Below are 18,854 nucleotides of genomic sequence, written 5' to 3'. Positions count from 1 at the left end.
CTGTCGCGCCGCGATGTGGCCGAGGTCGCCGGTGGCCTTACAGGGATCGGCGGAGCTTGGCCACCATGTCCTCCTTGTAGCGGTGCGCCTCGGCCAGCGTGGCCCCCTCGCGCAGCGCCGTGACGACGTCCTCCTCGGCGTCCGCGTACATATAGGAGTCGGCGAAGACGTCCGTCGAAGGAAGGGCGACCACCCCGGCGCCGTCCATGACGATGGAGGTGCTCTCGTCCACCATCACGCCGGCGATCTCCACCGGGCGTCCGACCGACGCCACGTGTACCTCCGGCCCCGGCCCGGCCGTGGCCTCGTACAGCGCCCACACGGGCAGGCCGAGGTCGCGGAAAGCGTTGACGTCGCGGACCCCGCCCTCCACCAGCAGGCCCGACACTCCCCGCGCGAGGGCGGCGCGGGTGAGGATCTCGCCCCACACCGCTCCGGCCGCCGCCCGGGCTCCCGCGACGACGACCACCCGGTCCTCCAGGTCCTCGTCCATCAACCAGTGCAGGGGCGCGAGGCCGTTGTCCCCCGGCCCCGGCGCGAGCCGTACGGTGCGGGCCCTGCCGAGCAGGCCCAGCGATCGGTGGATCGGGCGCAGCGGCGGGCTGAGCCAGCCGGTGAGCCCGCGCAGTTGCAGAACGTCCGCGATCGCGGTGGTAGGCGGAACCACGGTATCGATCACCTCTTATGGAGAAATTTCCGGATCTTGCCGACTGGGGTACAGCGGAGGCCGGCCCCCGGTGACGAGCCGTCGGTGCGGAACGGTCGGCTCATCGTCCGAGCCCCGGACCGGTGACAGGGCTCGGATCTGTGAGACGGACGGCGAATCCCGTGGCGGAGGTGTGCTGCACGGTACTTCCTCTCCCTTTGCCTCGGAACGGCCGTCCCGGTGCCGCATGTGGAACGTGACGTTCACTCTGATGCTTGACGCTGCGTGAAAGATCCGGGAAATACAAATTCGAGATGATTTGAGATCAAGTGGAGTGGTGGACCGGGTCGCCTGCGCCGTTCGTGAATCCGGCGTTCGGCTCGATGGGCGTCCACCCGTGAGAAATCACTCCCCCCAGAGGGTGCGGACCTCTTCGAAGACCTTCTGGTTGTGGGAGATCTCGACGACGTTGCCGTCGGGATCCTTGAGGGCGCAGATGTAGCCGACCGGCGGCGGCAGCTCCATCGGGTCCCAGTGCAGGCAGCCCAGCTCCCGGGCGCGCCGAGCGATCTCGTCCACGTCCTCGCGGTGGGGCACTTCCATGCCGAGATGGGCGAACGGCGAGAGCTGCGGCTGCGGCGTGCCCCTGTCCTTGGCGAACTCCACGAGCACCAGCACGAAAGGCGTCGCCACCTGCTTGTCGTTGGAGAGCCAGGCGTTGCGCCCGTCCTTGTCCTCGTGGGTCGACACCACCACCAGAGGAGTCATGGTCGTGTAGAACTCGATGGCCTTGTCGAGGTCGCAGCTTGGCAGCGCGATGTGCGTCCAGCGCGCCTCGGTGAGCTTCTTGCCGAGCACAGTGCCTCCTTCAGCCGTTCAGCCTGGGTCGTCAGGCCTGTCGGGTCTTCAGCTCCTCCTTGTTCCTTCCCCCAATCGTGGTCGGCGGGCCCTCGAACCCTCCGGCGCGAGCGGCGTCGCATCCTCGCCGGTCGGGCCGCGTCAGGTGCCGGTCGTGTGCCGGGCCTTCCCTCCCAGGCAGCTTGGCGTTGAGGGCGACGTCTCGGACGGTACGTCCGTGGTCCGCGTGCCCTCCATGTGCTCACAGCCCAAAGATCGGGTTTCCGGCCGCTACCGTGCCCGATCTGATGAGGAATGTTTCACGTGACACCATTCGGACGGGGTCGCGCATGTTTCACGTGACACCACTGTTCTCAGAGAGCACCTGGAGCAGTTCGCGGGCGGTGAGCGCGGTGTGCAGGTGGTGCGCCATGGGAGAGTCCAGGGGGTCGCCGCCGAGGAGCTGCCGGATCTGCCCGATCCGGTAGCCCACCGAGTTGCGGTGCAGGTGCAGCAGGTCGGCGACCGCCGCCCGGCTGCCTCGGGTGGAGAGCCACGCGTCGAGCGTGAGGATCAGCTCGGGGCGGTCCAGGAGCGGGCCGAGGTGCTGGTCGACGAACGCCTGGAGCCGGTCGGGCGGTACGGCCAGCAGCAACTGCGCCAGCCCGAGCGACGAGTGCAGAAGCTCGGTCTCCCCTGGACGCCGTCTGAGCAGGCCGAGCACGGTCTCCGCGTCCCTGAAGGAGCGCGGCGTCCGCGCGGGGCCCGACACCACCGGCCCCGTGGCCGCGAGCACGGTCCCCTCTCCCACCATTCCCTGCAGGCGGTCGCGGATCCTGCTCACCTCACGGGGGATGTCACCGGTGAGCACGGTCCAGCCCTCCACGCCGTTCTGCCGGACCGGCATCTCCAGCCAGGACAGGGCCGTGGACCAGGTGTGCCGGTTGGAGCCGTCGTAGGCGAAGACGGCGGCGGCGTGGGGCTGGTCGAGGTGGACCCCGAACCTCGCCGCCGTCCGCGTCACCTCCTCGGTGCCCCGCAGCGCTCCGAAGCGCAGCTCGTCGATGAGCCTGCTGGCGGTCTCCGACTTGACCACGGCCGAGGCGTCCCGGCGTACGGCCTCGATCGCCACGGCCGTGGAGGCGGCCCGCAGGTACGGAAGCACGTGGTCGGGCAGCGGCTCGGCCAGCAGCAACAGGCCGACCCGGCGCTGACCGGCCCGTACGGCCAGGGCGCGCGCCTCCCATCCGTCCGGGCAGACGACCCGCACGGGGTCCGGTTCGGCGAACACGCGGCGCACCTCGGCGGGGCTCATCGTGGCGTCGCCACCGTCGGTGGCGTGGAAGACGCCGCCGTGCACGCCGACCAGCCGGGCGGCCCTGCCGGTCTCGTCCGCGATCCGCCGCAGGATCGAGCGCCAGCCGTCGCCGCCGAGTGCCAGGTCGTTCAGGGCCGAGGCGAACTCCTCGACGCTCGCCGAGGTGCTCCTGTTCCTGAGGCGGCCGGAGCCGTCCGGCGCTTCGGAGTCGCCGAGCCGATCCATCAGACCTCCACGGTTTGGCCCTACCGAGCAAAGTAGGACACATCCCCATTTTGGCCATCGACTTCGGGGGCCGTGGCATGCGTCCGGTGCCGATCGCGCCGGATGGAATGGTCCAGCCGCCGGACGTGTTCGTCAGTGGCGAGGCGAACCGCCGAACCTTGAGGAGCATCACAGATGAGCAAGCTGAACGACGACGCCAAGGCCCTGCTCGCGCGGCCCGTGCACGCCTGGGTCACCGCGCACCGACCCGACGGATCGCTGCACAGCACGGTGGTCTGGGTCGACGTCGACGGGGACGACGTCATCTTCAACACCGCGGTAGGGCGGGCCAAGGAGCGCTACCTGCGCGAGGACCCCCGGGTGTCGGTCAGCCTGCTCGACCCCGACAACGCTTTCCACCTGGTCAGCGTCTCGGGCAAGGCCGAGTTCGAGCTGGAGGGCGCCGACGAGGTCATCGACCGCCTGGCCAAGAAGTACCTCGACGCCGACTCCTACCCCTTCAGGACCCCGGACGAGCAGCGCATCACCGTACGCGTCACCCCCGAGCACGTGATCCACAACGCCTGAGCGCGGCCGGCGCGCCCGCCCCTCACCCGGCCATCGGGACCGGCCACGCGCGGGCGGGCGCGCGGCGACGAGGTCAGGACAGCGGGGCGAACCGGCGCAGCCGGAGGCTGTTGCTGACCACGAAGACCGACGAGAACGCCATCGCGGCACCCGCGATCATCGGGGAGAGCAGCCCCGACGCCGCCAGCGGGATCGCGGCCACGTTGTAGGCGAAGGCCCAGAACAGATTGCCCTTGATCGTGCGGAGCGTGCGGCGGGAGAGCCTGATCGCGTCCGCGGCCACCCGCAGGTCCCCGCGTGCCAGGGTCAGATCGGACGCCTCGATGGCCACGTCGGCGCCGGTGCCCATCGCCATGCCGAGGTCGGCCTGGGCAAGCGCGGCCGCGTCGTTGACACCGTCTCCCACCATGGCCACGACCCGGCCCTCGGACTGAAGGCGCTTGATCACGTCGACCTTCCCCGCGGGCAGCACGTCGGCGATCACGTCCCCGACGGGTACGCCGACCGACGCCGCGACGGTCTCCGCCACCGCCTGGTTGTCCCCGGTGAGCAGCACGGGACGCAGCCCGAGCTCCTTCAGCCGTGAGATCGCCTCGGCCGACGTCGGCTTGACCACGTCGGCGACGGTCAGCACGGCACGCGCCCGCCCGTCCCAGCCGACGGCGACGGCGGTCTCACCACGCGCCCGCGCATCGGTGACGGCACGCTCCAGATCGGCCGGCAACCCCTGCGAGCTCTCGGCCGGCTCTCCTCGCCGATGCTCGACCGGCAGGTCGCCCGAGTGCCCGCCCAGCAGTCGCGGCCTGCCCACCAGCACGGCGTGGCCGTCGACGACCCCTCGCACGCCGAGACCCTCGATGTTCGCGAAGCCCTCCACCGGGGCCAGCCCCGCGCCGTCTTCCCGGCCGGCGAGCGCCGCCCTGGCCACCGCCTGGGCGATCGGGTGCTCGGAGGCGGCTTCCAGCGATCCCGCGAGCCGCAGCACCTCGTCGCGCTCGACTCCCGGTGCGGTCACCACGTCGACCAGGGTCATCTGGCCGGCGGTCACGGTGCCCGTCTTGTCGAGGACGATCGTGTCCACGCGCCGGGTGGACTCCAGCACCTCGGGGCCCTTGATCAGGATGCCGAGCTGCGCCCCGCGCCCGGTGCCGACCATCAGCGCCGTGGGCGTGGCCAGCCCGAGCGCGCACGGGCAGGCGATGATCAGCACGGCCACCGCCGCGGTGAAGGCCGCCGCGGCGCCGTTCCCCGTGCCGAGCCAGAACCCGAGGGTGCCGAGCGAGAGGGCGATGACGATGGGCACGAAGAAGGCGGAGATGCGGTCGGCCAGCCGCTGGACCTCGGCCTTGCCGTTCTGCGCGTCCTCGACGAGCCGGGCCATCTGGGCGAGCTGGGTGTCGCCTCCGACACGGGTGGCGCGGACGACCAGGCGGCCTCCCGCGTTGACGGTCGCGCCGGTCACGGTGTCGCCGGGCCGTACCTCGACGGGGACGGACTCCCCGGTGAGCATGGACGCGTCGACCGCCGAGGCGCCCTCCTCCACGACCCCGTCGGTGGCGATCTTCTCGCCGGGCCGTACGACGAAGGTGTCGCCCACGGCAAGGCGCTCGACCGGGACGCGCTCCTCGCGGCCGGCGCGCAGGACGGCGACGTCCTTGGCGCCCATCTCCAGCAGGGCCCGCAACGCGCTGCCCGCCCGGCGCTTGGACCTGGCCTCGAAGTAGCGACCCGCCAGGATGAAGGTGACCACCCCGGCGGCGGCCTCGAAGTAGACGTTCCCGGCGCCGCTCCCCCGGCTGAGCGTGAACTCGAACCCGTGCCGCATGCCGGGCATGCCGGCCATGCCGAAGAAGAGCGCCCACAGCGACCAGCCGAACGCCGCCAGCGTGCCCATCGAGACCAGCGTGTCCATGGTGGCGGTGCCGTGCCGCAGGTTGGTCAGCGCCGCCCTGTGGAACGGCAGGCCGCCGTACACCACGACCGGGGCGGCGAGGGTGAGCGACAGCCACTGCCAGTTGTCGAACTGCAGCGGGGGGATCATGGCCATCGCGATCACGGGGACGGTGAGCGCGATCGACACGATCAGCCGCCGCCTCAGCGGAGCCGGCTCGTCGCGTTCCTCGGTCACGGGCTCGGCGCTCGGCAGCTCGGCCGAGTAACCGGCCTTCTCGACCTCGGCGACCAGGTCCTCCGGCCGGACCTCGCCGTCGTAGACGACCTTGGCCTTCTCGGTGGCGTAGTTGACCGTCGCGGTCACGCCGTCGATCTTGTTCAGCTTGCGCTCGACGCGGGAGGCGCACGAGGCACAGGTCATGCCGCCGATGGCCAGCTCGATCTGGCCGCCCCCGGCGGACGGCCTCCTGGTGACGGACGTCATGGCGTCTCCTCCCGTTCGTCTCCCATAGTGCGTGACCCCAAGTCGCGGGCGCCAATCGCAGCCTGCCCTTATGTCCTGGAACCATACCCCCCTACAGTACCTTGCGCGTCAAGTGGGCCTCGTCGCGCGGCGAGGGTTCGGCGCCCTCCGCAGGGGTATCTGGAGCGGCATTCCCCCTGGAATGGCCGTGCCGATACGGTTCGGGCGGAGAACCGAACATGTCGCACGGTCTGATCTACTGATGTCGCGGGCTTCGCGGAAGGACGACACCGTGATCGTCGAGCTGGTCTTCCTGCTGGGCGCGCTGGCCCTGGTCATCGCGAACGGCGTCTTCGTCGCGGCCGAGTTCTCCCTGGTCACCGTCGAGCGGAGCGAGGTGCAGCGGCTCGCCTCCGCCGGCGACCGTGGGGCCCAGGGCATCCAGGCGGCGATCAGGCGGCTGTCGTTCCAGCTCTCCGGGGCACAACTGGGCATCACGATCACCTCGCTCCTGCTCGGCGTCGTGGCCGAGCCCGCCATCTCCGGGCTGCTCCATCCCGCCGTGGAGTGGATCCCGGGCCTGCCGGGCGGGGCGACCGAGAGCGTGTCCGCGCTGCTTGGCCTCCTCATCGCCACGGTGAGCCAGATGGTGCTCGGCGAGCTGGTCCCGAAGAACGCCGCCCTGTCGCGCCCGATGGCCGTCGCGCGGCTCTCCACGCCCCCACAGCGGATCTTCTCGGCGGTGTTCGCGCCGCTCATCAAGGCCTCCAACGCGACCGCGAACGCCATCGTCCGGGCGCTCGGGGCCGAGCCGCAGGACGAGCTGGCCTCCGCCCGGTCCCCCGACGAGCTGAGCCTGCTGATGAGCCTGTCGGCCGAGGCCGGCACCCTTCCCACGGGCACCGCCGCCATGCTCCGCCGCGCTCTGCGCTTCGGCGACATGACCGCCGCCGAGGCGATGACCCCGCGCATGGACTGCGTGACCGTGACGGACGGGGACACCGTCGCCGAGTTCCTCACCCTGGCCAGGCGGGAGCGCCACCTGCGGCTCCCCGTCTCCGGTGGCGAGATGGACGACATCGTGGGCGTCGCCTCCGTGGTGGACGCCTTCGCCGTGCCCGAGTCCCTGCGCGAGGAGACCCGGGTGGAGAAGATCCGGCGTCCCCCCGTGCTGGTCCCCGAGTCGCTCGACCTCGCGACCCTGCAGGAGCGCCTGTTCACGGCCAGGGCGGAGATGGCGGTCGTGGTGGACGAGTACGGCGGCTTCGCCGGCATCGTGACCGTCGAGGACCTGGCGGAGGAGCTGATCGGCGACATCGCCGACGAGTACGACCTGCCCGAGGAGGGCTCGGCCGAGCCGGAGCACGCCCTCCTCGCCCCCGGCGCCTCCGTGGCCGTGCCCGCGCTCCTGCGCGCCCACGAAGCCGAGGAGCGCACCGGGTTCCAGATGCCCGAAGGACCGTACGAGACCCTCGCGGGGTTGCTGATCAGCCGTCTCGGCCGCATACCGGACGCAGGGGACAGCGTGGTCGTGGACGGCTGGACCCTCAGAGTCGACACCATGCGACGCCACCGCATCGAGCTCATCACGCTCACCGCCCCGGAAGGCGAGGAGGGCCGATGAGCCTGCTCGACGTGCTCGCCATCGTGCTGCTGCTCGCGGCGAACGGGTTCTTCGTGGGAGCGGAGTTCGCGCTGATCTCCGCCCGCCGCACGCAGATAGAGCCCCTGGCCAAGGAGGGCTCCCGGAAGGCCGGGGCGGTGCTCGCGGCCATGGACTCCGTTCCCCTGATGCTCGCCGCCGCCCAGCTCGGCGTGACCCTCGCCTCGCTGGCGCTCGGGGCCGTCGGCGAGCCGGTCATCGCCCACGCCCTGGAGCCGCTGTTCGCGGCCCTCGGGCTCCCCGTGGGCCTGGTCCATCCGACCGCCTTCACCCTCGCCCTGCTCCTCGTCGTCTCCGCACACGTGATCATCGGCGAGATGGTGCCGAAGAACCTGTCCCTGTCCAGCCCCGACCAGGCGGCCCTGTGGCTCGTGCCGCCCCTGCGCCTCGTCGCGCGCGCCACCCGCCCGGTGCTGGTCGGGGTCAACGCCCTCGCCGCGGCCGTCCTATGGGTGCTGAGGATCCCGCCGACCGAGGAGATCCGCTCGGTCTACACCTCCGACGAGATGCCCGCCCTCATCCAGGAGTCGCGCAGGCACCGGCTGCTGGACCAGGACGAGCACGATCGCATGATCGCGACGCTCGCCCTGCACGCCCGTCCGGTGGAGTCGGTCATGGTGCCGATCGGCGAGGTCGTCAGCCTGCCCGCCACGACCCGCGCCGCGGAGCTGCAGGAGAACGCCGGACGCTACGGCCACTCACGATTTCCCGTACGCGGCGCCGGGCCGGGCGAGCTGTCGGGGTACCTCCACGTCCTCGACGCCCTCAACGGCCACGCGGCGCACGAACCCCTGCCGGCCCGCGCCCTGCCCCACGTACACCGCAGGACCACCCTGGCCGACGTGCTCGCGACGATGCGCAAGCGCCGCGCCCAGCTCGCCGCGATCGTCGACGACGGCGGCGCCGTGGCCGGGGTCGTCACCCTGGAGGACGTGCTCACGGGCCTCCTCCACCACGCCAGCCAGGAGACCCCGAGCTAGTCCTGTCAGGTTCCAGTGCGGCTATTGTCATCTTTCATCCAGATTCGACTAATAGCGTGACCCGGTGGTTAAGAGCGCGGACATCTGGGGCAGCACAGGACAAATGCATGTCGCGACCCGTTCGTCACCCTCGCCGGCCTCGTCACCGTCGTCGCAAGGCGGCCGACAGTCGTGGCTGGACGCCCTGCGCGGGATCGCGGCGCTGATCGTCGTCTTCGAGCACTCGCTGGACGCCCTCCTGCCGGAGGTCCGCGGCTCGATCAGCCCGTGGTTCGACTTCGGGCAGTACGGCGTGCTGGTGTTCTTCCTGGTCAGCGGGTATGTCATTCCGCTCTCACTGGAACGGCGGGGCAGTGTGCGGGGTTTCTGGATCACCCGGTTCTTCCGCCTTTACCCCCTGTGGGCGCTGGTGGCGGCGATCGGCACCGTGTTCGCCGTCGTCGGCGTGTACTCCACCCTCCCCGCGCAGACCTCCGGGCGGCCATGGAGCTCCACGCTGGCCCACGTGACGATGCTGCAGGACCTGCTCCAGGTGCCCAGCGTCGTCAACGTCTTCTGGACCCTCTCGTACGAGATGGCGTTCTACCTCCTGGTCACCGCCATGTTCGTGTTCGGCGTCCACCGGGCGAGCGCCGGGACCTCGCTGACCTTCGCCGTGTGCGCGCTCGTCGCCGGCGCGCTCGTACCGGCCGGGTGGCTGTCCCACGCCCTGGGCGCGAGCGTGGTCGGGATCGCGGCCGTCGTGCTCCTCGGCGGGATCGCCGCCGTCCTCAGCGCGAAGCGCGACGTACGGCTCCAAGGCGCGGCGGTCATCGCCGTGCTCGCCGTCGTGCTCCTCACCTTCAACAGCAGGGTGGGCGCGTGGCAGAGCCTCATCATCCTGGCGACGATGTTCGGCGGGACCGCCATCTACCGCCTGGAGCGTTCGCCGGTCGCCTGGGCGCGGTCACGCTGGATGATCGGCCTCGTGCCCGTCCTGTCGGTCGCGGCGGCGGTGTGGCTCGGGCCGGGGTGGGGCATGTCGGAGGCCGGGCAGCAGGCGTTCAAGTGGAGCTGGTCCACCGCGGTCGTCGCGGCCTGGCTCACCTTCGCCGCCGGGCTCGCCCTTCGCCACCGTACGGTCTCACCTGTGCTGGTCTGGCTCGGCCTGGCCAGTTATTCCATCTACCTGCTGCACCCCCTGGTCCTGCAGGTCATCAGGAGTCTGACCACCGATCCGTCGGGGATCCCGCTCATGACGCGGCTGGTCTGGGAGGCGGTGTTCTTCACGAGCGTGATCGGCTGTGCCGCGCTGAGCTACCGCTTCGTCGAGAGACCGGCCCAGCGGATGGGTCATCGTCTCGCCCGCGCGGCGAGTGAGCCCTCTTACCGGTGATGCAGCAGGGAAAATGCGGACTTCCTGCGAATTCCGCGACAGGGGACCACAAATATCACCGGCATGGCTAGACTTGCTCGCGGCTTGCCGGGCAGACGGATCCGGCGCCTGGAGTCGGCGCGTGGCCTCGGGCCACCAGCCCTGGCCATTCCGTGGGGACAATGAACGGCGGGCTTGTCGATGTGCGCCCTGACCAGCCCGTGGACGAGTCCGCGGACAGTCCGGCCGACAGGGCGAAGCGGCCCTTCCTGGCGTGGCTGTGGTGCCTGGTCGCGGCGGTCACGGGCGTTTCGGTGGCGGGGGGCGCCACGCTGGTCGGCGCCTACACGAAGCTGAGCGGCAACATCAAACACATCGAGGTCGACGCCAAGGATCTGGGCACGCGCCCGGCCAAGCTCAGCAAGGCCCTGAACATCCTGATCGTGGGCTCCGACACGCGTGCGGGCGCCAACGTGAAGTACGGCCACAGGGAGGTCGGCGAGCGCACCGACACGATCATCCTGGCCCACGTGTCGCCCAACCACGACAACGCCCTGCTCATCAGCTTCCCGCGTGACTCGCTGGTCCAGCTGCCCGCCTGCGCGCCCAAGCCCAAGCTGGGGCTTCTGGGGCAGCGCGCCCACCTCGGCATGATCAACGAGTCGTTCAACTTCGGCGGCATCGGCTGCACCTACAAGACGATCGAGTCGCTCACCGGCATCCGCATCGACCACTACGCCAAGGTGGACTTCACCGGCTTCAAGAGCATGGTGAACGCCCTCGGGGGCGTCGACATCTGCGTGCCGAAGGCGATCGACGACAAGAAGGCGATGCTGCACCTGCCCGCCGGCAAGCAGACCGTCAAGGGCGAGCAGGCGCTCGGGTACGTCCGCGCCCGCTACAGCCTGGGCGACGGCTCCGACATCGGCCGCATCCAGCGGCAGCAGATGTTCCTCGCCTCAATGATCAAGAAGGCGATGAGCGGGGCGACGCTGAGCGACCCCGCCAAGCTGTTCAGCTTCCTCGACGCGGCCACCAAGTCCGTCACGACCGACCCCGGGCTGACCGTGGGAGTCATGAAGGACCTGGCGGGGAGCGCGCAGGGCCTGGCCGCAGGGGACATCCGCTTCGTCACCACGCCATGGCGCTACTCCCTCACCCAGCCCGGCCGGGTCGAGTGGGTGCAGCCGCAGGCCAAGCGGCTCTTCCAGCTCGTGGCTACCGACACGAAGATCGAGGGCTCGCACATCAAGACGGGCCGCCAGGGCAAGATCGCGAAGTCCAAGATCGAGATCTCGGTGCAGAACGGCACCACCCGCGGTGGCCTCGGCACGCAGGTCGCCGCCGCCTTGGAGCAGCGCGGCTACACCGTCGTGAAGGTCGGCGACACGAAGCGCAAGCCGTATCCCAAGACGACGATCCTTTACGCCGCGGACGGGCAGAGCCGGGTGCCGACGCTGGCCGGTGACCTGCTGGTCTCGCGCAACCTCCCGGTCAAGAACGTCACGACGACCAGGCTCGCACTGGTCATCGGCTCCGACTGGAAGGGCCTGAAGGCCGCCCCCGTCTCCGAGGACGAGCTCAAGGGGATCGACGCGACGCAGGACTCCTGCTCGGCCGAGTGACCCGCTCGTCATCGCCTTCCCGGCTCCTCAGGCGTCCTTGTTGCATCCGCGCCCTCCGGGGTACGGATCCGGACATGTGTCACTTGCTCTCTGTTGTGGGGTCAAGCCCTCGGTGAAGGGCCCGATCCCGCCGGTGGACCGGCGGGATCCCCCAGAACGGCACGGGGGACGAAGCGAGTGTCCGGGCACCTCAGGGATGGTGAACTATGCGACACGGAGTGATCTTCGATATCGACGGCACCCTGGTCGACACGAACTACCTGCACGTGACCGCGTGGTGGGAAGGCTTCAGGCGGCAGGGTCGTGACGTCCTCATGGTGGACATCCATGGAGCCATCGGCCGGGCTGATCGGGATCTGATCGACTACCTGCTTCCTGACGTGTCGGACGAGGAGGCCCAGGCCATCTCCGACACGCACGCGGAGCTGTACAAGCCGCGCATCGACGAGGTACGGCCCGTGCCGGGGGCGGGCGAACTGCTCCAGGCCCTCTCCGATCGCGGCCTGCTCGTGGTGGCGGCGACCAGCGCCCCGAAGGACCAGGCCGAGCGCCTGATAGGCGTCACGGGGGCGCAGGACGCCGTCTCGGCCCTCGTGCACGCGGGCGACGTCGACAAGTCCAAGCCCCACCCCGAGCCGGTACGGCAGGCGCTCGACAAGGCGGGCCTTCCACCGAATAATGCGATCATGGTGGGGGACAGCGTGTGGGACGCGCTGGCCGCCCGCGCGGCGAAGGTCGGATGCGTCGCCCTCCGGTCCGGCGGCATCGACACCGGATCACTTCTGGAGGCGGGAGCCGAGGTCGTGTACAAGGACTGCCTGGACCTTCTGTGCCACCTGGACGAGACGCCGATCGGCCGGCTCCTGAGCTGACGCGGCAGGACGACCCCGGGAGCCGGAACGACCACGAAGGCACGATGCCGCGCCCGTCCCGACGTCCATCGAACCCGGCGGCCGTCCACGGCGTATTGCTAGATCGGAAGGAGAGTGATCGGACATGGCACAGCAGGCGGTCATCGGCGTCACGGGACTCGGGGTCATGGGCCGCAACCTGGCGCGCAACTTCGCCAGGCACGGATACACGGTCGCCGTGCACAACCGGACGAGCGCGAAGACCAAGGCGCTGATCGAGGAGTTCGGCCACGAGGGTGAATTCATCCCCGCGGAGACGCCGGAGGCCTTCGTGGCCTCGCTGGCGCGTCCGCGCAAGATGGTGATCATGGTGAAGGCGGGCGCGTCGACCGACGCGGTGATCGAGGAGTACGCGCCCCTGCTCGAACCCGGCGACATCATGGTCGACGGGGGCAACGCCCACTTCCTCGACACCCGGCGCCGCGAGCAGGCGCTCAAGGAGCTCGGCATCCACTTCGTCGGCGTCGGCATCTCGGGCGGCGAGCAGGGCGCGCTCGAAGGCCCGAGCATCATGCCCGGCGGTTCGCCCGAGGCGTACAAGTCGCTGGGCCCGATCCTGGAGGACATCGCGGCCAAGGTGGACGGCGTGCCGTGCTGCACGTACGTCGGCCCCGACGGTGCCGGACATTTCGTGAAAATGGTGCATAACGGCATCGAGTACGCCGACATGCAGCTCATCGCGGAGGCGTACGACCTGCTCCGCAAGGGCGTGCGGATGACGCCCGCCGAGATCGCGCAGGCGTTCCGCACCTGGAACACCGGCCGGCTGGAGTCGTACCTCATCGAGATCACCGCCGAGACGCTGTCGCACATGGACCGCACCACCGGCAAGCCGTTCGTCGACGTGGTGCTCGACCAGGCGGAGCAGAAGGGCACCGGCCGCTGGACCGTGCAGGCGGCCCTCGACCTCGGGGTTCCGGTCACCGGCATCGCCGAGGCCGTCTTCGCCCGTTCCCTCTCCGGCCACGTCGACATGCGGAAGGCCGCGCGCGTCCTGCCCGGCCCCACCGGTGACGACCTCCCGTCCTCCTTCGCCGACGACGTGGAACAGGCGCTGTACGCCTCGAAGGTCGTCGCCTACGCGCAGGGCTTCAACGAGATCCAGGCCGGAAGCGCGGAGTACGGCTGGAACATCGACCTCGGCGCGATGGCGACCATCTGGCGGGGTGGCTGCATCATCCGGGCACGCTTCCTCGACCGCATCCGCGCGGCCTACGAGGCGGACCCGAACGCTCCCACGCTGCTGTCCGACGTCCACTTCGCGGCCGAGATGGGCGAGGCCCAGGACGGGTGGCGCGACGTGGTCGTCGCCGCGGTCAGACGGGGCATCCCCGCCCCCGGCTTCGCCGGCTCGCTCGCGTACTACGACGGGCTGCGCGCCGAGCGGCTCCCCGCGGCACTGATCCAGGCGCAACGCGACTACTTCGGCGCCCACACCTACCGCAAGGTCGACAGCGAGGGCGTCTACCACACCCAATGGGAGCTCACCGGCCACCCCGAGACCCGCACCGACCTCTGACGCCGCAAGATGCGGACCGTCGTCACGAGATGGGACGCGGCCCGCGCCGCCGGCCGTCCGGAGACTGAGGCCGGCTGAGACTGAGGCGGGCGGAGGCGGAGGCGGGCGGCTCAGGACGCCGACCGGGCGCGCTGCTCCTGCTCGGCGATCAGCTCGGCGAGGCCGGTCTCGTCGTCGGCGTCCACCGTCCGCCACACTCCCGCGGCCTCGATCTCGTCGTCGAACCGTAGCCGGGTGGCCCAGAAGCGTCCGGTGTCCGACTGGAAGACCGTCCATCCGGTCGCGTCCAGCTGAGCGGGGTTCATCGTGCCTCCTGCTGACGGTGCCCGGATAACGGCGGAGGTGAGCCGGCGTACCGGCTGACGGGAAATGCTGTGGGCTCGCGCACTGACCGGACCTCGGTTTCCGAATCTCAAAAGGACCCGCAAGGCACACGAACCGCCCTTGTGGGTCCGCCAGTTATGGCGTCATCGGTCTGCGCGAGTTACTTCCGCGCTACGGTCAGTGTTAGGTCCTGATGACTCGGTGTCACCGTTGCCGTGGTGCCGCACCGTCGTTGCCGCAACACGTGGAGTGACCATGACCATTGGTGAGGATCTGCGCGCCGCCCGTCAGCGTGCGGGCCTCAGCTTGGGCCAGCTCGCACTGATATCGGGTGTTTCCGCAGGTCACCTCAGCCGGGCCGAGAGGGGTGACCGCGAGATCACCCCCATGTTAATTCGGCATTACGAGGCCGCTCTGGGCACCATGACCGTTCCTTTTGCCGCAACAGGAACGCCGGATGCCTGCCCCCCCGAAGTGGGTACCGTCGATGACATGAAGCGGCGAGGCCTACTCTCAGTCATCGCGGCGGCGTCCGTGGGGGTCGCCACGGGTGAGCCTCTTACCCGTCTACTCGAAGGCCTCGGCACCGAGCCGCCGACCCATGTCGGCTTACCCGAGGTGCAGGCCGTCGAGGCCGCCGCCGACCTCTACATGCGCATGGACCTCGCCCGCGGGGGCACCGCGGCGATCGCCATGGCACGGGGGTCGCTCGAATGGGCGGTGAAGTTACAAGACCGTCGCATGACCGAGCCCACGCGCGAGCGGCTCTGTTCGGCAGTCGGGCTGCTGGCCGACCGGGTCGGGTGGGCGACGTACGACCAGGGCCAGATGGAGCGGGCGGCACGGCTCCTCACCTTCGCCCTCGACGCGGCGGCGCGCGGGGCCGACCGAGACCTGCGGGCGCACACCATGCTCGATCTGTCCGTCGCCTTCGCCGACATGGGCAGGCCCCGCGACGGCGTCGAGATCCTCCGCCTCGCGCTCGGGGACGAGCGCATCTCCAGCGCCGAGCGCGCCAACGTGCACGCCGTCGCCGCCCGCCACTGCGCCTCGGCGGGCGACCGGCCGGGCGGCCTCCGGCACATCGGCCTGGCGGAGGAGGCCCTGGCCCGCGAGGAGCCCGCGGTCGCACCCGACTGGGCACACCACATCACCGTCTCCCCCGGCCATCACGACAGCGCGCTCGGGCTCGCGCTGTTCCAGCTCGGCGACGACGCGCGAGCGCGCGAGCGCCTGGCCGCGGCGCTCGACAGGCTCGGCGAGAGCCGTACGCGCACGGGGCTGCGCTGCCTCACCCGGCTCGCGGTGCTCCGCATCCGCGAGGGCGACCGCGACACCGGCACCGAGCAGGCCCGTCGCGCGGTCATGCTGGCCGAGGGCGTATGCTCCACCCGCGTCACCAAGGACCTCCGCATGATGATCGACGGCGTCCGCCAGTGCGGCATGCATGAGCTGGCCCGCGAGCTGACGGGCTCCCTGACCCCCGTCTGAGCCCGCGATCACCGGCCCCCCTTGAGCCCGCGTCACCGGCCCCCCTTGAGCCCGCGTCACCGGCCCCCCTTGAGCCCGCGTCACCGGCCCCCCTTGAGCCCGCGTCACCGGCCCCGCCTGGCCGAGCACTCTGGTGCCCGAATTCGGCTAGCCTCGCAGGTCCCCGCCAACGCGGCCGCGCGGCCTGGTCTCACCGCGCCCACGCGGCCTCTCCCCGGAAGGTGCGTTCATTGATCGGCTGGTTCGAGGCGTTAGTGCTGGGCCTGGTGCAGGGGCTGACGGAGTTCCTGCCGATCTCCTCCAGCGCCCACATCAGAGTGGTCTCCGCCTTCTTCGGCTGGAAGGACCCGGGAGCCGCCTTCACCGCCGTCATCCAGCTGGGCACGGAGACCGCCGTCCTGATCTACTTCCGCAAGCGCATCTGGGACATCGTCTCCACCTGGACGCGCTCGCTCTGGACCCCGGACCTCCGGCAGGAGCCGGCCGCGCGCATGGGGTGGTACGTCATCGCGGGCAGCATCCCCATCGGCGTGCTGGGCCTCGCGTTCAAGGACCAGATCGAGACCACCGTGCGCGACCTGCGCCTGATCGGCGCCTGCCTGATCGTCTTCGGCCTGCTGCTCGCCGTCGCCGACCGCGTGGCACGCAACGAGCTGACCCTGGACAAGGACCTGAACCTGCCGCACGCCCTGACGTACGGCCTGGCCCAGGCGCTGGCCCTCATCCCCGGCGTCTCCCGGTCCGGCGGTACGACCGGCGCCGGTCTCCTGCTCGGCTACCGGCGTGAGGAGGCCGCGGAGTACTCGTTCCTGCTGGCGATCCCGGCCGTGCTGATGTCGGGCGTGCTGGAGCTGTTCAAGATCGGCGACGACCAGGCGCCCGACTGGGGGCCGACGATCCTCGCCACGATCGTGTCGTTCGCCGTGGGGTACGCGGCCATCGCCTGGTTCCTGCGGTACATCAGCACGCACCGCTTCACCCCGTTCATCGTGTACCGGGTGCTCCTCGGCGCACTCGTCATCATCGCCGTCAGCCTCGGCCTCATCCCGGCGAACTAGCGTCCTCCGCCGCGACCTCCTCCGCCGTCGCCGCGTCGCGAGCCGACGCGCCGTACGCGGCGACGACGGCGGCGGTCATCGTGACGAACGGCGGCACCAGGGCGTACTTCCAGGGCAACACCAGCACCCCGAAGACGAGCGGCACCGTGAGCGCCACCCAGAATGCCGGCGACTGGAGGATCTTCCTACCGCTCACCACGGTTCCTCCCACGTGTACCAGGGTCCTGTGAGGTGCTCGCACTGGATGCGGTCGTAGCCGTCCTCGCCCGGCCCCGGCTCGCCTCGGGGACTCCAGGCGATCCCGTGAGAGTCGAGGAAGCCGGCGCCCTCGATGTCGAACAGGATTCCTCCCCCGAACCGCTGCACGTTGTCCACCGGGAACAGCCCGACCCGTCTCCCGCCCTGCCGCTCGGGCTCCGTTCCCGAGTTCACCGCCTGGGCCAGTCGCGTGAGATGCGGCTGGGAGACCACGAACCGTGCCCGGAACGGCAGGTCGAGCATGACAAGGCCCACGACCACCGCGCCGATGACCGGCACCGCGATCCACCTGGCCCAGTGCCGGCGGAGCCCCGGCCGGCCGTCCCGCCGCAGCGCCGCGACCACGAAGCGGGGAATCCAGACGATCCCGAGCACACATGTGCCCGCCATCGCGGCCAGCGTCGCAAGGAAGTAGCCTCCGGGCACGCTGAAGGCGTACAGGGTCAGCAACCCGGTGAGGGCCGTGGCGCCGAGCAGTGACGCACCGGGTGGACCCGTCAGTACACGGACGAGCACGGGCCTCCGCCGGATGTCGTGGGCGTGCTCAAGGCGCGGTTCGGTCACAGACGTCCTCCTGGGCGTTCGACCTTCTCCGGGATTATCGGCTTCCCCCACCCGTCGAGCACGCTCAACTTCGATTTTTCATGATTTAGGCGCTCAAAACCGCCGGGACGGCCCGCCGGAATTGAGGGACAGCAGGAAAAGTTCGGTAGATTACCGACAGCGGGGGCGATTCTTAGACAACACGGAGGGGCGCGATGAAGGCCCGTATCTCGGGCGTCGCGACGTACTTGCCCGAAAGCACTTTGACCAGTGGCGAGGTGGAGGCGCGGATCCAGGGCTATGTCCCTTACCGCGGCGTCATCGAGCGCATGACGGGGATTGTGCGGCGGCACGTCGCGGCGGACGACCAGCAGGCTTCCGACCTCGCGGTCGCGGCGGCGCGCAAGCTCGACATCGGCGACGCCGACCTGCTCATCTTCGCGTCGGCGTCGCAGGACATGGTCGAGCCGGCGACCGCGCACATCGTCGCCGCGAAGCTCGGGATGTCGTGCCCGGTGTTCGACGTCAAGAACGCCTGCAACAGCATGCTCAACGGGATCCAGGTCGCCGAGGCGCTGGTCCGCACCGGCTGCCACCGCAAGGTGCTGGTCTGCACGGGAGAGGTCCCCTCGCGCGCCGTACGGTGGCGGGTGGCGGGCCGCGCGCAGTTCGTGGACGCCTTCGCGGGATACACGCTCTCGGACGCGGGGGCTGCGGTGCTGGTCACCGCCGACCCGCACCGCGGCATCTTCTACCGCGACTTCTCGGCGGACTCGACGGCGTGGGCGATCGGCACCCTGCCCGGCGGCGGCTCCGCCCACCCGCGCGACCCCGAGTACTCCTACTTCCGCGGCGACGGGCAGCGGCTGAGGGAGGCCTTCGAGCTGGTCGGCCCGGACATCTTCCTGGACGCGCTCAAGCGCACCGGCCTGACCTGGGACGACTTCAAACTCGTGGCCGTACACCAGGTGGCGCTGCCGTACCTGGAGGCGTTGACGAGGATCCTCGGCATCCCCGAGGACCGCCTGGTCGTGACGCTGCCCGAGCACGGGAACTGCGCCTCGGCGACCCTGCCCCTCCAACTCGCCGCCTCGGGCGCCGGGCCGGGCGACCGGGTGGCCCTGCTCGGCCTGGGCGGCGGCATCAGCCTCGGCGTGCTGTTCGCGGACCTGTGAGCGG

The 18,854-nt window shown here is 70.4% G+C and carries 17 protein-coding genes and 1 pseudogene; 11 read left to right on the top strand and 7 right to left on the bottom strand.

The window, feature by feature from the left end; genetic code table 11:
* Positions 1 to 37: 37 nt before the first annotated feature.
* From AB0B89_RS03080 to AB0B89_RS03070, 3 genes are all read right to left on the bottom strand, one after another.
* Positions 38 to 667: an RraA family protein gene (locus AB0B89_RS03080; RefSeq protein WP_358547268.1), complete on the bottom strand. Its 630-nt coding sequence runs from the start codon at positions 665 to 667 to the stop codon at positions 38 to 40.
* 384 nt (positions 668 to 1,051) lie between these two features.
* Entirely contained in the window at positions 1,052 to 1,504 is a 453-nt protein-coding gene (locus tag AB0B89_RS03075) for a VOC family protein (protein ID WP_358547265.1), read from the bottom strand.
* A 334-nt stretch (positions 1,505 to 1,838) separates the two neighbouring features.
* Entirely contained in the window at positions 1,839 to 3,026 is a 1,188-nt protein-coding gene (locus tag AB0B89_RS03070; protein WP_358547262.1) for a helix-turn-helix domain-containing protein, read from the bottom strand.
* A 174-nt stretch (positions 3,027 to 3,200) separates the two neighbouring features.
* Here AB0B89_RS03070 and AB0B89_RS03065 point away from each other — a divergent pair, with 174 nt between their 5' ends.
* Entirely contained in the window at positions 3,201 to 3,593 is a 393-nt protein-coding gene (locus AB0B89_RS03065) for a TIGR03618 family F420-dependent PPOX class oxidoreductase (protein WP_358547259.1), read from the top strand.
* Between the two features lie 73 nt (positions 3,594 to 3,666).
* Here AB0B89_RS03065 and AB0B89_RS03060 read toward each other — a convergent pair whose 3' ends face one another.
* Positions 3,667 to 5,970, bottom strand: a complete 2,304-nt coding sequence (locus AB0B89_RS03060) for a heavy metal translocating P-type ATPase (protein ID WP_358547256.1) — start codon at positions 5,968 to 5,970, stop codon at positions 3,667 to 3,669.
* Between the two features lie 241 nt (positions 5,971 to 6,211).
* Between AB0B89_RS03060 and AB0B89_RS03055 the strand changes: the two genes are divergently transcribed.
* The 6 genes from AB0B89_RS03055 to gndA all read left to right on the top strand — a co-directional run bounded on the left by AB0B89_RS03055 (position 6,212) and on the right by gndA (position 14,001).
* The gene (locus AB0B89_RS03055) at positions 6,212 to 7,573 is read left to right on the top strand and encodes a hemolysin family protein (protein WP_358547253.1); all 1,362 of its coding nucleotides are present in this window, start codon (positions 6,212 to 6,214) and stop codon (positions 7,571 to 7,573) included.
* The gene (locus AB0B89_RS03050; protein ID WP_358547250.1) at positions 7,570 to 8,592 is read left to right on the top strand and encodes a hemolysin family protein; all 1,023 of its coding nucleotides are present in this window, start codon (positions 7,570 to 7,572) and stop codon (positions 8,590 to 8,592) included. Before AB0B89_RS03055 ends, AB0B89_RS03050 begins: the two co-directional genes overlap by 4 nt.
* Before the next feature lie 64 nt (positions 8,593 to 8,656).
* Entirely contained in the window at positions 8,657 to 9,967 is a 1,311-nt protein-coding gene (locus tag AB0B89_RS03045; protein WP_358547247.1) for an acyltransferase, read from the top strand.
* Positions 9,968 to 10,128: 161 nt separating this feature from the next.
* Positions 10,129 to 11,571 (top strand): LCP family protein, encoded by a 1,443-nt coding sequence (locus AB0B89_RS03040; RefSeq protein WP_358547244.1) that lies wholly within the window; start codon positions 10,129 to 10,131, stop codon positions 11,569 to 11,571.
* 206 nt (positions 11,572 to 11,777) lie between these two features.
* Positions 11,778 to 12,443 carry an HAD family hydrolase gene (locus AB0B89_RS03035; protein WP_358547241.1) on the top strand — a complete coding sequence of 222 codons (666 nt, stop codon included), beginning with the start codon at positions 11,778 to 11,780 and terminating at the stop codon, positions 12,441 to 12,443.
* Between the two features lie 124 nt (positions 12,444 to 12,567).
* Positions 12,568 to 14,001 (top strand): NADP-dependent phosphogluconate dehydrogenase, encoded by a 1,434-nt coding sequence (gene gndA, locus AB0B89_RS03030; RefSeq protein WP_358547238.1) that lies wholly within the window; start codon positions 12,568 to 12,570, stop codon positions 13,999 to 14,001.
* 110 nt (positions 14,002 to 14,111) lie between these two features.
* On the opposite strand, the gene AB0B89_RS03025 is transcribed toward gndA, so the two are convergent.
* Positions 14,112 to 14,306 carry a hypothetical protein gene (locus AB0B89_RS03025; protein WP_358547235.1) on the bottom strand — a complete coding sequence of 65 codons (195 nt, stop codon included), beginning with the start codon at positions 14,304 to 14,306 and terminating at the stop codon, positions 14,112 to 14,114.
* Between the two features lie 64 nt (positions 14,307 to 14,370).
* Here AB0B89_RS03025 and AB0B89_RS03020 point away from each other — a divergent pair.
* From AB0B89_RS03020 to AB0B89_RS03010, 3 genes and pseudogenes are all read left to right on the top strand, one after another.
* Positions 14,371 to 14,736 (top strand): annotated as a pseudogene (locus tag AB0B89_RS03020) (helix-turn-helix transcriptional regulator); the annotation flags it as partial.
* A gap of 81 nt (positions 14,737 to 14,817) precedes the next feature.
* Positions 14,818 to 15,816, top strand: a complete 999-nt coding sequence (locus AB0B89_RS03015) for a hypothetical protein (protein ID WP_358547367.1) — start codon at positions 14,818 to 14,820, stop codon at positions 15,814 to 15,816.
* Between the two features lie 221 nt (positions 15,817 to 16,037).
* Entirely contained in the window at positions 16,038 to 16,874 is an 837-nt protein-coding gene (locus tag AB0B89_RS03010) for an undecaprenyl-diphosphate phosphatase (protein WP_358547232.1), read from the top strand.
* Here AB0B89_RS03010 and AB0B89_RS03005 read toward each other — a convergent pair.
* Positions 16,858 to 17,070: a hypothetical protein gene (locus AB0B89_RS03005; RefSeq protein WP_358547229.1), complete on the bottom strand. Its 213-nt coding sequence runs from the start codon at positions 17,068 to 17,070 to the stop codon at positions 16,858 to 16,860. The genes AB0B89_RS03010 and AB0B89_RS03005 overlap by 17 nt on opposite strands.
* Positions 17,067 to 17,696: a hypothetical protein gene (locus AB0B89_RS03000; protein WP_358547226.1), complete on the bottom strand. Its 630-nt coding sequence runs from the start codon at positions 17,694 to 17,696 to the stop codon at positions 17,067 to 17,069. The genes AB0B89_RS03005 and AB0B89_RS03000 overlap by 4 nt, the downstream gene beginning before the upstream one ends.
* Positions 17,697 to 17,890: 194 nt before the next feature.
* Between AB0B89_RS03000 and AB0B89_RS02995 the strand changes: the two genes are divergently transcribed.
* Positions 17,891 to 18,850: a ketoacyl-ACP synthase III gene (locus AB0B89_RS02995; protein WP_358547224.1), complete on the top strand. Its 960-nt coding sequence runs from the start codon at positions 17,891 to 17,893 to the stop codon at positions 18,848 to 18,850.
* The last annotated feature ends 4 nt before the right edge of the window (positions 18,851 to 18,854 follow it).

This window comes from Sphaerisporangium sp. NPDC049002 (assembly GCF_040649355.1).
Lineage (GTDB): Bacteria > Actinomycetota > Actinomycetes > Streptosporangiales > Streptosporangiaceae > Sphaerisporangium.
This window is presented reverse-complemented; position numbering and strand designations above follow the sequence as displayed.

Bases quoted from the DNA above. Each gene is read 5' to 3' on its own strand.
- AB0B89_RS03070 (WP_358547262.1), bottom strand. From the start codon at position 3,026: ATGGATCGGCTCGGCGACTCCGAAGCGCCGGACGGCTCCGGCCGCCTC.
- AB0B89_RS03065 (WP_358547259.1), top strand. From the start codon at position 3,201: ATGAGCAAGCTGAACGACGACGCCAAGGCCCTGCTCGCGCGGCCCGTG.
- AB0B89_RS03060 (WP_358547256.1), bottom strand. From the start codon at position 5,970: ATGACGTCCGTCACCAGGAGGCCGTCCGCCGGGGGCGGCCAGATCGAG.
- AB0B89_RS03055 (WP_358547253.1), top strand. From the start codon at position 6,212: ATGTCGCGGGCTTCGCGGAAGGACGACACCGTGATCGTCGAGCTGGTC.
- AB0B89_RS03050 (WP_358547250.1), top strand. From the start codon at position 7,570: ATGAGCCTGCTCGACGTGCTCGCCATCGTGCTGCTGCTCGCGGCGAAC.
- AB0B89_RS03040 (WP_358547244.1), top strand. From the start codon at position 10,129: ATGAACGGCGGGCTTGTCGATGTGCGCCCTGACCAGCCCGTGGACGAG.
- AB0B89_RS03035 (WP_358547241.1), top strand. From the start codon at position 11,778: ATGCGACACGGAGTGATCTTCGATATCGACGGCACCCTGGTCGACACG.
- gndA (WP_358547238.1), top strand. From the start codon at position 12,568: ATGGCACAGCAGGCGGTCATCGGCGTCACGGGACTCGGGGTCATGGGC.
- AB0B89_RS03025 (WP_358547235.1), bottom strand. From the start codon at position 14,306: ATGAACCCCGCTCAGCTGGACGCGACCGGATGGACGGTCTTCCAGTCG.
- AB0B89_RS03015 (WP_358547367.1), top strand. From the start codon at position 14,818: ATGAAGCGGCGAGGCCTACTCTCAGTCATCGCGGCGGCGTCCGTGGGG.
- AB0B89_RS02995 (WP_358547224.1), top strand. From the start codon at position 17,891: ATGAAGGCCCGTATCTCGGGCGTCGCGACGTACTTGCCCGAAAGCACT.